The sequence below is a fragment of the Ascidiaceihabitans donghaensis genome (assembly GCF_900302465.1).
In the GTDB taxonomy this organism is placed as follows: domain Bacteria; phylum Pseudomonadota; class Alphaproteobacteria; order Rhodobacterales; family Rhodobacteraceae; genus Ascidiaceihabitans; species Ascidiaceihabitans donghaensis.
This window is the reverse complement of the sequence record NZ_OMOR01000001.1, coordinates 2,175,555-2,188,513: the sequence shown is the minus strand read 5'-3', so window position 1 is coordinate 2,188,513 and position 12,959 is coordinate 2,175,555. Positions and strand designations below refer to the sequence as shown.

Sequence of the window (12,959 nt, the reverse complement as noted above, 5' to 3'; positions counted from 1 at the left end):
CCTTTTGTTGTGCAACATACCCTGACATCAGAACGCCTGATCTTGCGCCCTTTTGTGCCGCAGGATGCTGATGCTATTGTTGCAGCCCTCAATGATGCCGAAACCTGCCGCGGCCTGACTGTGGTGCCATACCCGTATACGAACCAGGATGCGGACCAGTTCATTTCAGACGGTACGGCGCAGGCGTCTGCCGTGTGTTTGAAAGACGGCCAGTTGATCGGTTGCATAGGCTTGGGTGCCCAATTGGGGTATTGGTTTGCAAAACCGCACTGGGGCAAAGGTTACGCCACTGAAGCCGCGCATGCTGTTTTGGCAGATCATTTCGCCCACAGCGATACAGATGTGATGTCTGGTTATGTCGATGACAACTTCGCGTCGGCTGCGGTCTTGCGGAAATTGGGTTTTGTGGTTGTTGGCAACACAATGTTGCACATCCGCTCGCGTGGCATCGCGGTCCCGGCAAAGTCTGTATGTCTGACGCGAACACAGTGGGAGGCACAGTCATGAGCGTGGCCATAGCATCCTTCGCCATCTTCGCGGCCAGCCAAGTTGGCACGCCCGGGCCTGCCAACATGGCGCTTCTGGCCACAGGGGCGCGGTACGGGTTTTACCGCGCGTTGCCTTTCATGCTGGGTGTCGCCTTTGGCAAACAGCTGATTATCTGGCCCATAGGGTTCGGTCTGATGGAACTGGCCGACCGTGCGCCGTTTGTGTTCACGGCCCTCAAATATGTATCTGCCGCATATATCATCTGGCTGGCGTGGAAAGTTGCGAATATGCGGCTGAACACGGCACAAGGACCGGGCAAGCCACCCGGTTTTGCCGCAGGGCTGATCGTGCATCCGCTTAATCCAAAGGCCTGGGCGATGATCGTGGGTGGCTTTACAGCATTTGTTGAGCCGGGCACGTCGGCACTTTACGCGACTGCAACGATTGGGGCTGTACTGCTGGCGTGTCAGCTTTTGATGCATCCGTTCTGGACGCTTGGCGGGCATGTGATCGCGCACACCCTCGCAGGAACGCGCAGCGAACCCTATCTTATGTACACCCTTGCGGGCCTGACGGTTGCATCGGTGCTTTTCGTGCTGTTCGGAGGAGGAACATAACGATGGACGTTAAAGAATTGGCGATGCAGCCGACGATAGAAACAGAACGCTTTGATCTGCGGCCTTTGCGGGTGTCGGACAAGGGGCTTATCGAGATGTACAGCAGCGACAAGCGCGTGGCGCATATGACAACCTCGATCCCACATCCGTTGCCCCCCGGTACCACAGACGCCTTTGTGGCGCGGGCCATGAAAGACGACCGCGCCGAAGACATCTGGGTTATGGATGGCACCAAAGCGGACGGGGCCGAAGTGATGGGCGTGATTTCCTTACAGCGTATGGATCGCAACCAGTCCGAAGTCGGCTATTGGGTGGCGCCGGCCTTTTGGAACACCGGGCTTGCGCGTGACGCAGTCGAGGCCCTGGTCAACGCCAACCCGATGGGGCACGCCACAATGTTTGCATCCGTCTTCCAAGACAACGCAGCCTCCGCGCGCGTTTTGACCCATTGCGGCTTTGAATACCTCGGAGACGCCGAAAGTTTCTGCGTGGCGCGCGACACGACCGTGCCCACTTGGACCTACACCCATAAACTATAGATTGAGCCTGTGCGCGACACAGGTTAGGACGCATCCATGAAATTTCTTGATCTGTGCAAAGTATACATCCGCTCCGGTGCCGGAGGTGGCGGTTGCGTCAGCTTCCGACGTGAAAAATACATCGAATACGGTGGCCCTGACGGTGGCGACGGTGGGACAGGCGGCTCGGTCTGGGCCGAAGCTGTGGATGGTCTGAACACGCTGATCGATTTCCGCTATCAACAGCACTTTTTCGCCAAGAACGGCATCCCCGGTATGGGACGCCAGCGCACGGGCGCTGATGGTGACGATATTATCCTGCGCCTGCCTGTGGGGACTGAAATTCTGGACGAAGATCAGGAAACCGTGATTGCCGATCTGACGGAACTTGGGCAACGTGTCCAATTGGCCAAGGGCGGCAATGGTGGGTTTGGCAACTTGCACTTTAAATCCGCCACCAACCAAGCGCCACGTCGGGCCAATCCGGGCCAGGACGGGGTGGAACGTACGTTATGGTTGCGCCTGAAGCTGATTGCGGATGTGGGCTTGTTGGGGCTTCCCAATGCTGGCAAGTCGACCTTTTTGGCAGCGACATCCAACGCACGCCCGAAGATTGCGGATTATCCGTTCACCACCTTGCACCCCAATCTTGGGGTCGTTGGGGTGGATAACACTGAATTCGTGGTTGCCGATATTCCGGGCCTGATCGAAGGCGCGTCCGAGGGGCGCGGGCTGGGGGATTTGTTCTTGGGGCACGTGGAACGCTGCGCTGTGCTGTTGCATCTGATTGACGGCACGTCTGAATCCATCGGGCAGGACTATTCCACGATCATCAACGAACTTGAGGCCTATGGCGGCGAACTGGCGGACAAACCACGCATCACGGTGCTAAACAAGATCGACGCATTGGATGATGACGAACGCGCCGAAGCCAAAGCCATTCTGGAAGCGGCCTCCGGTGGTCCTGTGATGATGATGTCCGGGGTGGCGCGCGAGGGGGTGACCGACGTGTTGCGTGCCCTGCGCGGTGAAATTGACGACGATCGCTTGCGGCATCGTCCCGCGGAGGAGGCAGAGCCTTGGCGTCCGTAACATCCGCCAAACGGCTGGTTGTCAAAATTGGATCAGCCCTGCTGGTCGATAAAATCAGCGGCGATTTGCGCCATGACTGGTTGCAGGGGTTGGCGCAGGACGTCGCGTGGTTAAGCGAAAGTGGCACGCAGGTTGTGTTGGTGTCCTCGGGGTCTATCGCTTTGGGGCGCGGGGTTTTGGGATTGCCAAAGACTGACCTGCCGCTGGAACAATCACAAGCGGCAGCAGCGGTGGGCCAAATCCGGTTGGCACGCGCCTATGAAGAAGCACTGGCACCTTTCGGCATCACCGCGGCTCAAGTGCTGATGACGCTCGAAGACACCAGCGACAGACGCCGATACTTGAATTCGCGCGCCACATTCGAACAGTTGATTGGCTTTGGTGCAGTGCCCATCGTGAATGAAAACGACACCGTGGCAACCGACGAAATCCGCTTTGGCGACAACGATCGTTTGGCGGCACAAATTGCCGCGACAATAGGGGCAGACCAACTTGTACTGCTGTCGGATGTGGACGGGTTCTATTCGGCGAACCCTGCCGATGACCCGACCGCTGTGCGCTACGACACAATTGATCATATCACAGCCGACATCGAAGCCATGGCGGGCGATGCCGGATCCGGGCTGTCTAAGGGTGGTATGAAAACCAAGGTTATGGCGGCCAAAACGGCAACGGCGGCGGGCTGCGCAATGGTGATTTGCGAAGGCTCTGCACGGCGTCCGTTGACAGCGTTGGAAAATGGGGCGAACTGCACGTGGTTCACTGCGACACTGGATCCGCAAACGGCACGCAAACGCTGGATTGGCGCGATGAAGCCCAAAGGCAGCGTCATCTTGGACGCCGGTGCAGTGACGGCCCTGAAACGCGGCAACAGCCTTCTGCCCGCCGGCGTACAAGGCAGTACAGGACGTTTCAAACGCGGTGACGCCGTGGCCATCCACGACGCGAACGGGCATCAGCTTGGCCTGGGGTTGACCCGATACACAGCTGAAGAAACCAATGTTATACAGGGCCATAAAAGCGCCGAAATCGAAACTCTGCTCGGCTATCCGGGACGGGCAGCACTCATACATCGCGACGATATGGCACTGTGATCCCATCTTCATCTCGCCAAATAAACCTCCGCCGGAGGCTCCCCAAGCCGGCAACAGGACCAAACACATGACTGACACTCAAGATATCAAAACTCTCATGGCGCGACTTGGCGCAGATGCGAAAGCGGCGGCTGGCGAATTGGCATCAGCCAGCGCGGAACGTAAACATGCTGCATTGATTTCTGCCGCAGACAACGTTTGGAATGCGCGGGCACATATCATTTCTGAAAACGCCAAAGACCTTGCATATGGTAAGGAAAAGGGGCTGTCGGATGCGATGATGGACCGGTTGATGCTGGACGAGGACCGCATCCAATCCATCGTCGACGGGCTGCGCAACATCGCAGAGCAGGCCGATCCGGTGGGCGAAGTCATTGCCGAATGGACACAACCCACGGGGCTGAATATCAAGCGGGTGCGCACACCTTTGGGCGTGATTGGCGTGATTTACGAAAGCCGTCCCAACGTGACAGCGGATGCCGGGGCGCTGTGTCTTAAAGCCGGAAATGCGGTGATTTTGCGCGGCGGGTCAGAAGGCTTCAATTCCTCACGCGCCATTCATGCGTGTCTGGTTCAGGGGTTGAAGGACGCGAACCTGCCCGAAGCGTCAATCCAGCTTGTGCCCACACGCGACCGCGCCGCCGTGCAAGAAATGCTGACCATGACCAACACCATTGACGTGATTGTGCCCCGAGGTGGGAAGGGATTGGTGGGACTGGTGCAAAAAGAAGCCCGCGTGCCGGTTTTTGCCCATCTGGAGGGCATTGTGCATATCTACGTGGATCAACACGCCGATCCCGCAAAAGTACTAAACGTGGTGTTGAACGCCAAAACGCGGCGTACAGGTATTTGCGGTGCTGCGGAGTGTTTGTTGATCCATGAGGCTGTGGCCGACACAATCGGGCAGGGCATTGTGAAAGCGTTGGTCGATGCAGGCGTAGAAGTGCGCGCGGGCGCCAATCTGGCCAAGATCGCGGGTACTGTGCCTGCCGATGAAACGGACTGGGGCACAGAGTATCTGGATATGATAATCGCTGCTAAAACCGTTGGCAGCGTCGATGAAGCGATTGCCCACATCCGCCAGTATGGATCAAACCACACCGATTGCGTTCTTACCGAAGACCAAAACGTTGCGGACAGGTTTATGCAGCGTCTCGACAGCGCGATTTTGATGCACAATGCGTCGACCCAATTTGCCGATGGTGGCGAATTCGGCATGGGGGCCGAAATCGGTATCGCAACAGGCAAGATGCACGCGCGCGGCCCAGTGGGGGCAGCCCAATTGACCAGTTTTAAATATCTGGTGGTCGGGGATGGAACAACACGCGCGTGATGGCATAGGCGTCAGAAGCTGATCTTGATGTCCTGATCGCCGATTGATGTGGCCGGTGTGCGGTTTTCGTCCTGCGCCACAGCAGGAAGCAATGCGAACTGTACATGCGCAGGGGCCAAACTGTCTTCTGCGTCAGCGCCGTCCAGAATACGCCACAGGGCCGTATCGATGTTCAGCTTGTCGGCTTTGCCGTGGATCATCCATTTGCCGTCGGTGCATGTGACTTCCAAACGTCCACCGTAAGGCATGGCTGTCTCAGCGCATTGAATGGCCAGAAATGCCAGACGTACCATGCTGCGCGGCTGCGCATCCAATGGCCCCCAAGCCACTTTCAAGCGGCTGCTGCGCATCACATCATTCAAGACAGAAACGATTTCAGAGCGCCCTATTTCCTGATCACTCGATGCGCCATAAGCCACACGGAAAAACCGGATGCGTGCGCTGGCGTTGTCGACGCTTTCCGTGATCAAATCCAGCTCGGGGCCTTCATTGGCAGCAGCCCCCGTCATGCCCAACAATTCCAACCCATTGTTGATTGCCCCGATTGGCGATATGAGATCATGGCAAATGCGGCTGCCGATCAAAGCGGCAAGGTTGACTGTGTTATGCCCCATTGGATGTTCCAATGCGAAGCTGTGGGAGGCGATGAAGGGATATGGAAGATCTAAATGCCATTCTGGCTCCGGGTATGTTGGTCAGGCACCCTGATCATAGTGATTGGGGCACCGGGCAGGTTCAAAGCAACATCTCGGGCCGTGTGACTGTGAATTTTCGCCATCAAGGTAAAATCACGATCGACAGTTCCAGAGTGCCGCTGGTTCCCGTATTTGATGGATCAACATAGTTTCCGAAAGGTTAACGGGACGTGTGGTCTACAAGTTTATCCTAATTAATTCAGGTTGTGAACTATCTCATATTCTACTTATACGCGAGATTCGCAAGTGCACATCCCTAAGTTTCGCGCAGCATTTGCTGAAACCCCCAATGACCTGCGCTTGGCGCAGAGATTGCGGTATGACGTGTTCGTGTCAGAGCTGGGCGGCACAGGCCCAATGGTCGATCATGACAACAAACTGGAAAAAGACCGCTTTGACGCGGTATCAGACCATCTTTTGCTGTTTGACGATGCTTTGGGGACGGTCGTGGGGGTGTACCGCTTGATGTCACGTGATCAAGCCCGCAGCGCCGGTCAGTTTTATTCGCAGGCCGAATACGATCTGGCCCCGCTGTTGCGATCAGACCAAAAGGTGCTGGAACTGGGCCGATCCTGCTTGCACCCCGACCACCGCGGTGGTGCCGCGATGATCCACCTGTGGGGCGCACTGGCGGACTACATTGCACGTCATCGTATTGACATTCTGTTTGGTGTGGCCAGTTTCCATGGCACTGATCTCGCCCGTCTTGCGGCGCCTTTGTCTTTGCTGCACCACCGCCATTTGGCACCACAAAAACTACGTGTGCGGGCGCAGGCAGACGCCTTTCAAACGATGAATCTGGTGCCTGAACCTGCGTTGGACAGACGTGCGGCTATGGTTGATATGCCTGCGTTGATCAAAGCCTATTTGCGTTTGGGTGGCGTCGTCGGGGAAGGCGCGTATATTGACCGGCAGTTTAACACGACGGATGTTTTTATGATGATGGACACGAGCAAAATCAACGCAAAGCACGCGCGTCTGTATGCGCGCACAGACGTCAAAGGACCCGCATCATGACCGTCAGCTGGAGCGACGGGCAAGAGCCCGAGCCAAAGACCTTTGGCATGGCGGACAAGCTGCGTGTGGTGCGGCGCGGTATCGTTATCATCGCGGTAATCCTTGTGTCGTTGTTGGCCCTGCTTGTCCTGCGCTTGCCGGAACGCGCGTTTTATGGCCGTCGTCGTCCGTTGACCCCTTATATTGTGCAATTTGTGTGCCGCACTTCATTGTTTGTGCTTGGCATCAAAATCACGCAACACGGGCAGCCCATGACGCAGGCAGGGGCGGTGGTGTCAAACCACACCAGCTGGTTGGACATTTTGGTGCTTAACGCCGAACAACAGGTGTTTTTTGTTTCCAAAGACGAAGTCGCCAATTGGCCGGGCATCGGTGTTCTGGCGCGTGTCACGGGCACAATGTTTGTTGTGCGCGACCGTGCGCATGCGGACAAGCAAACCGCGATGCTGACGCGACGGCTGAAGGCAGGGCACCGCATGCTGTTTTTCCCTGAAGGCACCAGCACGGACGGGCTGCGGGTGTTGCCTTTCAAACCGACGTTGTTCGAAGCCTTTCTGGCACCTGGCCTGCCGGACCAGACCTACATCCAATGCATCTCGGCTGTGTTTCATGCGCCGCCGGGCGAAGACCCGCGGTTCTATGGTTGGTGGGGTGATATGTCGTTTGGTACGCATCTGTTGATGACTTTGGCGCAAAAGCAGCAAGGTTCGGTGGAAATCACCTATCATCCGCCCACCAAGGTCTGGGATCATGGGGGGCGCAAAGCGCTGGCTGCGTTCTGCGAGGCCGAAGTGCGATCGGTGCACCACCGCAAACACCGCGCGATCGAAGATCAGGCCGCAGTGATGTCGAAGTGAACTCGCGGCAGGGCGGTGCCAACAGCGGCGCCCGCCATTTCGATACTGCCTTCACCTGTAAGCGCTACGGTTTGACGGCGGATGAAAAAATCGACCGTTGATCCGAAGGTCAACGAACACCCCCCCGCAGAACGGTCCGTAAATTCCACCAGACCACCGCGCACTGTCATTGTGGCATGCACCCGTGAAATCCACGGCTCTGCGATGACAATGGTGCATTCAGGGGATCGCCCGATTTTGATCTCTTCGCCTTCGTGCAGGGTGTGCGTTTTGCCATCAAATCGCAATGTCACAACGGCACCTGTTTCTGTGGCGCGGCGTTTCAGGTTCAGCATCTCGGGTTGTGCGACAAGGCGGGTCATGCCGTCTTCGTCTGGTGCCAGAAGGGCGTAGATCTCTGTTGGCACTTCGGTGCCTTTTAAAGTCATTTCCCCCATGGGGCGCAACTCAGAGGCCTGACTGGGTGCGATCTTTTCGACAAATGTGCCGCTTAACAAAACTTCGTTGTCTTTGGACCGGCCAGACAATCGGGCGGCCACATTGACAGCCCCCCCAAACAATTCGGTGCCACGCCACAAAACAGTGCCGTAGTGCAAGCCACCATGGACAGACACAGAGCCTGCGGTGCCGTAGTCCAGAATTTCTTTGGCCGCGATCAATGCACGATCCGCGTTTTCGAACAGGCACAGCACATCATCGCCTTTGGTGCGGACAAATTCGCCGCCGCGGCGGTTGGCGATTTCCAGCATGCCCTCGACACAATCGTGGACCATCTTACTGGCGCGTTCATCACCATGTTGTTCATAAAGCGGGGTGCTGCCTGACACGTCACACAGCAAAATTGCGCGATCCACACTCATTGCTCAAGCAATCCTTCACAGTTGCAGCGCAAAATACGCGCCCTAAAGTCATTAAAACCAATGCATCAACTATACGCGTCATGCAGGTTTTCGCCAAGGCACAAGACCGGGGCAAACAAGGGCTACGACACAGGGTTTTCCGTACCTTTTGACGCTTGAGGTGTTTTTGACCATATACAAATGCTGATCCATGATGGGGCAAATTCGAATTTTCGGCCGGCGCCACAACCATAGCGCGTTGTTTTGGTTGGCGATTCGCACGGGATCTGGCCTATGGCGCTCTAAATCCCGCAATAACGCCTTGCCGTGCAGGCAAATCCCGCTTATACGCGCGGCACTTAAACCCGCAGTCGGGGTTATCGGGCCTTGGGACAGACATCCCCCAACGTCCACCGGTTGATGCAATCGCATCTTCCCCCGACGAGGCGAAAACCGGAAAGGTAAAGACAACATGGCTCTTCCTGAGTTCACCATGCGCCAATTGCTTGAAGCAGGCGTACACTTTGGTCACCAAACACAGCGCTGGAACCCGCGTATGGGCACGTATATTTACGGCGCACGCAACGGCATTCACATCATGGACCTGACACAAACAGTGCCCATGCTGGACCAAGCGCTGGAAGTGATCCGCAACACAGTCGCCAAAGGCGGCAGCGTGTTGTTTGTGGGCACAAAACGTCAAGCGGCACAGCCTATCGCTGATGCAGCCGAAAAATGCGCACAGTACTACATGAACCACCGCTGGTTGGGCGGCACATTGACCAACTGGCAAACCGTGTCCAAGTCCATCCAGCGTCTGAAAAACATCGACGAGCAATCCGAGATGGGCTTTGAGGGCTTCACCAAAAAAGAACGTCTGGGCATGGAACGTGACCAGGGCAAATTGCAAGCGTCTTTGGGCGGCATTCGCGAAATGGGCGGTCGTCCCGACCTGATCTTTGTGATCGACGTGAAAAAAGAGGCATTGGCCATCGCGGAAGCCAACAAACTGGGTATCCCGGTTGTGGCTGTTGTCGACACCAACTGCTCTCCTGATGGCATCGACTACATCATTCCAGGCAACGACGACGCGGCACGCGCCATCGCTTTGTACACAGACCTTGCAGCACGTGCGGCACTTGACGGCATGTCCGCTCAATTGGGCGCCGCTGGCGTTGATCTGGGCGCAATGGAAGAAGCACCTGTCGAAGAAGCCGTAGCTGAAGAAGCTGCAGCGGAAGCGCCTGCCGAAAGCTAAGGCTTTCATACGGATGACACATGAAGCGGGCAGGGGTCCGCTTCACTCACACCTCTTATCAGGAGAACATTGATGGCTATTACAGCAGCAATGGTAAAAGAACTGCGCGACAGCACCGGCGCAGGCATGATGGACGCGAAAAAAGCGTTGACCGAGAACGATGGCGACATGGAAGCAGCGGTTGATTGGCTGCGCACCAAAGGTTTGGCCAAAGCGGCGAAAAAATCCGGTCGTACAGCAGCTGAAGGTCTTGTGGCCGTCAAAGTTGAAGGCGGCAAAGGCGTTGCGGTTGAAGTGAATTCTGAAACCGACTTCGTTGGCAAAAACGCGGACTTCCAGAAGATGGTTGCAGGCATTGCAGACGTTGCGATCAACACATCCGATATCGACGCGCTGAAAGCGGCTGACATGGACGGCAAATCCGTTGAGCAGACCGTGACAGACGCGGTTGCTGTGATCGGCGAAAACATGTCCGTGCGTCGCATGGCCGTGCAAGAAGGCAGCACAGTGGTGTCTTATGTTCACAACGCGGCGGCACCCGGCATGGGCAAAATCGGTGTTTTGGTTGCTATGGACGGCGGCGACGAAGCGTTTGGCAAACAGGTTGCGATGCACATCGCCGCTGTGAACCCTGCGTCTTTGTCTGAAGCGGACCTTGACCCGGCAGTTGTCGAAAAAGAGAAAACCGTTCAGATGGACATCGCACGCGAATCCGGCAAGCCGGAAGCTGTGATCGAAAAAATGATCGTTGGCCGCATGAAGAAATACATGGCTGAAGTGACACTTTTGAACCAATCCTTCGTGGTGAACCCCGATTTGACAGTGGAAGCCGCTGCCAAAGAAGCGGGTGCGACCATCACAGGGTTTGTACGTCTTGAAGTTGGCGAAGGCATCGAAGTTGTCAAAGAAGACTTCGCAGCTGAAGTTGCGAAAGCTGCTCAAGGGTGAGCTTCATCTGATAACGTATTGAAAAGGCGTCTCAATCACTGAGGCGCCTTTTTTATTTCTGCAGGTGGATTATGAAAACCAACCGTGACAATCTTGTTGGCAGTCTTTGGATGATTGCTGCGATGGCAGGTTTTGCCGTCGAGGACAGCTTTGTAAAAGCGGCCACGAAAACTTTGCCAGTGGCGCAGGTTTTGGTCCTTTTCGGGTTGGGCGGGGCGCTGGTGTTTGCGTTGAATGCCTTTCGCCTCAAAGATCCGTTGTTTTCCAAAGCTGTGGTATCTCCGCCCATGTTGGTGCGGGTGTGCTTTGAAATCACCGGCCGATTGTTTTACGTGCTTGCCTTGGCCTATGCGTCCCTGTCTTCCGCAACAGTCATTTTACAAGCGACGCCATTGGTCGTCATTGCCTTTGCGGCTTTGTTTATGGGCGAAACGGTAGGATGGCGGCGGTGGACTGCTATTTTTGTGGGGCTGTTGGGGGTGTTGGTGATCTTGAACCCCAGTGCTGACAGTTTCACATGGGCCTCCCTTTTGGCTGTGGTTGGCCTTTTGGGGTTTGCGGGGCGCGATCTGGCGTCACGGGCCGCCCCTGCGTCCCTAAGCACGTCGGTGTTGGGGGTCTACGGGTTCATGGCTGTTGCCGTGGCGGGGGGGCTTTATTTCCTGTGGGAAGGGCGCGGTGCGGTGGCGCTTTCCCCCGTGGTTGCGTGGACCATGACGGGCGCAGTCGGGGCTGGTGTTCTGGCATATGCGTGCCTGATGAAAGCCATGCGCACAGGTGAAGTTGCGGCTGTCACCCCGTTTCGCTACACGCGGTTGTTGTTCGGGATCGGCGCCGCAGTGTTCTGGTTTGGCGAAACGATTACGGCCAACATGGTTGTTGGATCAGGTCTGATTGTTTTGTCCGGGCTTTTCATTTTGATGCGCGGCGCCAGCAAATCGGCGGCGTAGTCATCTGGTGGCCAACGGCTGCGCGAACCGCGACACACAAAGGAAAAACGGCGGGGTCGCACTCACACAACCCCACCGTCCTTGCCCCGTTTTTGCACGTCCAAAGCCACGGGGATGAGACGCGGGACATGTGCAATAAATCGACCCAGATGCATACATTACGCACATCTGGGCCGGGGTCCGGGATTTACCGGGCGAGGTAGATTAACTTGTAATTGCAAGCGTCTTCCCCAGCGTCCCTCAGGCCAAAGCCTCCACTCAAGGAACGCTTTTAGAATGGTACTTAGCCGTGATTAAGGAAAGTCAGGGAATCCTTACCAACTTATAGGTGTGTGATCTGATGACGTTAGGTCTGTGGGACTATGCAGGTTCGTGTGTTGCACCTATCCTAAGTGCAAAGCGGAGGAGACAACGATGAAAGATGAAGCCCCACAAACAGGTTTGGGAAAAGGGTTCGACATCCCTGACCCTATGGAAATTCAGTCACTTAAAGGACATGTGTCTGACGCCGAATGGCAGGCGCGGGTTGAACTGGCAGCCACCTACCGCTTTTGCGCCATGCATGGTTGGACCGATCTGGTGTTCACGCATATTTCTGCAAGGTTGCCAGACGAAGACGGCGAAGAGCGGTTTTTGATTAACCCTTACGGGGTGATGTTTGACGAAATGACCGCGTCTTGTCTGGTGAAGATCGACACCGAAGGCACCATTTGTCAGGACACGCCGTACTTTATCAATCCGGCAGGGTTTACCATCCATTCTGCGATCCACATGGCACGGATGGACGCAGGGTGTGTGATCCATGTGCACACGCCTTACGGTGTGGCCGTGTCGGTGCAAAAAGACGGGTTGCGTCGGTACACCCAGTTTTCCATGATTGTGAACAATGACTTGGCCTATCATGACTATGAAGGCATTGCGCTGGATTTAAGCGAACGGGAACGCATCGTGCAGGACATGGGCGACAAGAACCTGCTGATGTTGCGCAACCACGGCACCCTGACGGTCGGGCCGAACTGTGCGATTGCGTTCTTGCGCATGTATTTCCTTGAAAACGCCTGCAAAACGCAAATTTTTGCGCAAAGCGTGGGATCCGAAGACAAGCTGATCGAAGAACCGCCAGCCATGGCTGACACCGTGGGCGGACAGGCGGCTGCGGCCTTTACGCCGGGCTCTGGTGACAATCTTGTTTGGCCCGGATTGATGCGCAAACTGAAACGCACCAATCCCGGTCATGATCATTAGCGGGCAA

General features: G+C 56.1%; 15 protein-coding genes. 13 read left to right on the top strand and 2 right to left on the bottom strand.

Annotated elements, in window-relative coordinates; translation table 11 throughout:
• The first annotated feature begins 9 nt into the window (after window positions 1-9).
• From ASD8599_RS10890 to ASD8599_RS10865, 6 genes are all read left to right on the top strand, one after another.
• Complete coding sequence (locus ASD8599_RS10890) at window positions 10-507, top strand: GNAT family N-acetyltransferase (RefSeq protein WP_108828558.1); 498 nt, start codon at window positions 10-12, stop codon at window positions 505-507.
• Window positions 504-1,106: a LysE family translocator gene (locus ASD8599_RS10885; RefSeq protein ID WP_108828557.1), complete on the top strand. Its 603-nt coding sequence runs from the start codon at window positions 504-506 to the stop codon at window positions 1,104-1,106. The genes ASD8599_RS10890 and ASD8599_RS10885 overlap by 4 nt, the downstream gene beginning before the upstream one ends.
• A gap of 2 nt (window positions 1,107-1,108) precedes the next feature.
• Window positions 1,109-1,645, top strand: coding sequence for a GNAT family N-acetyltransferase (locus ASD8599_RS10880; protein ID WP_108828556.1), 537 nt, complete (start codon window positions 1,109-1,111; stop codon window positions 1,643-1,645).
• A 36-nt stretch (window positions 1,646-1,681) separates the two neighbouring features.
• A complete protein-coding gene (gene obgE, locus ASD8599_RS10875; RefSeq protein ID WP_108828555.1) occupies window positions 1,682-2,716 on the top strand; it encodes a GTPase ObgE in 1,035 nt (344 codons plus the stop codon).
• Window positions 2,704-3,810: a glutamate 5-kinase gene (gene proB, locus ASD8599_RS10870; RefSeq protein ID WP_108828554.1), complete on the top strand. Its 1,107-nt coding sequence runs from the start codon at window positions 2,704-2,706 to the stop codon at window positions 3,808-3,810. Before obgE ends, proB begins: the two co-directional genes overlap by 13 nt.
• Window positions 3,811-3,877: 67 nt before the next feature.
• Window positions 3,878-5,143, top strand: coding sequence for a glutamate-5-semialdehyde dehydrogenase (locus ASD8599_RS10865; protein WP_108828553.1), 1,266 nt, complete (start codon window positions 3,878-3,880; stop codon window positions 5,141-5,143).
• Window positions 5,144-5,154: 11 nt separating this feature from the next.
• Here the strand turns inward: ASD8599_RS10865 and ASD8599_RS10860 are convergent, their stop codons facing one another.
• Window positions 5,155-5,757, bottom strand: coding sequence for a histidine phosphotransferase family protein (locus tag ASD8599_RS10860; protein WP_108828552.1), 603 nt, complete (start codon window positions 5,755-5,757; stop codon window positions 5,155-5,157).
• 41 nt (window positions 5,758-5,798) lie between these two features.
• On the opposite strand from ASD8599_RS10860, the gene ASD8599_RS10855 reads away from it, so the two are divergent.
• The 3 genes from ASD8599_RS10855 (at window position 5,799) to olsA (ending at window position 7,712) form a co-directional block, all read left to right on the top strand.
• Complete coding sequence (locus ASD8599_RS10855; protein WP_108828551.1) at window positions 5,799-5,987, top strand: DUF3553 domain-containing protein; 189 nt, start codon at window positions 5,799-5,801, stop codon at window positions 5,985-5,987.
• Window positions 5,988-6,084: 97 nt separating this feature from the next.
• Window positions 6,085-6,855, top strand: a complete 771-nt coding sequence (olsB, locus tag ASD8599_RS10850; RefSeq protein WP_245926006.1) for an L-ornithine N(alpha)-acyltransferase — start codon at window positions 6,085-6,087, stop codon at window positions 6,853-6,855.
• Entirely contained in the window at window positions 6,852-7,712 is an 861-nt protein-coding gene (gene olsA, locus ASD8599_RS10845; protein WP_108828549.1) for a lyso-ornithine lipid O-acyltransferase, read from the top strand. Before olsB ends, olsA begins: the two co-directional genes overlap by 4 nt.
• On the opposite strand, the gene ASD8599_RS10840 is transcribed toward olsA, so the two are convergent.
• The gene (locus tag ASD8599_RS10840) at window positions 7,688-8,572 is read right to left on the bottom strand and encodes an adenylate/guanylate cyclase domain-containing protein (RefSeq protein WP_108828548.1); all 885 of its coding nucleotides are present in this window, start codon (window positions 8,570-8,572) and stop codon (window positions 7,688-7,690) included. The two genes, olsA and ASD8599_RS10840, sit on opposite strands and share 25 nt — an antisense overlap.
• Before the next feature lie 451 nt (window positions 8,573-9,023).
• Here ASD8599_RS10840 and rpsB point away from each other — a divergent pair, with 451 nt between their 5' ends.
• The 4 genes from rpsB (at window position 9,024) to ASD8599_RS10820 (ending at window position 12,952) form a co-directional block, all read left to right on the top strand.
• Entirely contained in the window at window positions 9,024-9,809 is a 786-nt protein-coding gene (gene rpsB / locus ASD8599_RS10835) for a 30S ribosomal protein S2 (RefSeq protein WP_108828547.1), read from the top strand.
• Between the two features lie 72 nt (window positions 9,810-9,881).
• Entirely contained in the window at window positions 9,882-10,757 is an 876-nt protein-coding gene (gene tsf / locus ASD8599_RS10830; RefSeq protein WP_108828546.1) for a translation elongation factor Ts, read from the top strand.
• A gap of 71 nt (window positions 10,758-10,828) precedes the next feature.
• Window positions 10,829-11,707, top strand: a complete 879-nt coding sequence (locus ASD8599_RS10825) for a DMT family transporter (RefSeq protein ID WP_245926005.1) — start codon at window positions 10,829-10,831, stop codon at window positions 11,705-11,707.
• A 414-nt stretch (window positions 11,708-12,121) separates the two neighbouring features.
• Entirely contained in the window at window positions 12,122-12,952 is an 831-nt protein-coding gene (locus ASD8599_RS10820) for a class II aldolase/adducin family protein (RefSeq protein WP_108828545.1), read from the top strand.
• The last annotated feature ends 7 nt before the right edge of the window (window positions 12,953-12,959 follow it).

Coding starts and splice junctions, on each gene's coding strand:
- ASD8599_RS10865 (WP_108828553.1), top strand. CDS start 3,878: ATGACTGACACTCAAGATATCAAAACTCTCATGGCGCGACTTGGCGCA.
- ASD8599_RS10820 (WP_108828545.1), top strand. CDS start 12,122: ATGAAAGATGAAGCCCCACAAACAGGTTTGGGAAAAGGGTTCGACATC.
- ASD8599_RS10880 (WP_108828556.1), top strand. CDS start 1,109: ATGGACGTTAAAGAATTGGCGATGCAGCCGACGATAGAAACAGAACGC.
- olsA (WP_108828549.1), top strand. CDS start 6,852: ATGACCGTCAGCTGGAGCGACGGGCAAGAGCCCGAGCCAAAGACCTTT.
- ASD8599_RS10840 (WP_108828548.1), bottom strand. CDS start 8,572: ATGAGTGTGGATCGCGCAATTTTGCTGTGTGACGTGTCAGGCAGCACC.
- ASD8599_RS10885 (WP_108828557.1), top strand. CDS start 504: ATGAGCGTGGCCATAGCATCCTTCGCCATCTTCGCGGCCAGCCAAGTT.
- rpsB (WP_108828547.1), top strand. CDS start 9,024: ATGGCTCTTCCTGAGTTCACCATGCGCCAATTGCTTGAAGCAGGCGTA.
- ASD8599_RS10825 (WP_245926005.1), top strand. CDS start 10,829: ATGAAAACCAACCGTGACAATCTTGTTGGCAGTCTTTGGATGATTGCT.
- obgE (WP_108828555.1), top strand. CDS start 1,682: ATGAAATTTCTTGATCTGTGCAAAGTATACATCCGCTCCGGTGCCGGA.
- ASD8599_RS10855 (WP_108828551.1), top strand. CDS start 5,799: ATGGAAGATCTAAATGCCATTCTGGCTCCGGGTATGTTGGTCAGGCAC.
- tsf (WP_108828546.1), top strand. CDS start 9,882: ATGGCTATTACAGCAGCAATGGTAAAAGAACTGCGCGACAGCACCGGC.
- ASD8599_RS10860 (WP_108828552.1), bottom strand. CDS start 5,757: ATGGGGCATAACACAGTCAACCTTGCCGCTTTGATCGGCAGCCGCATT.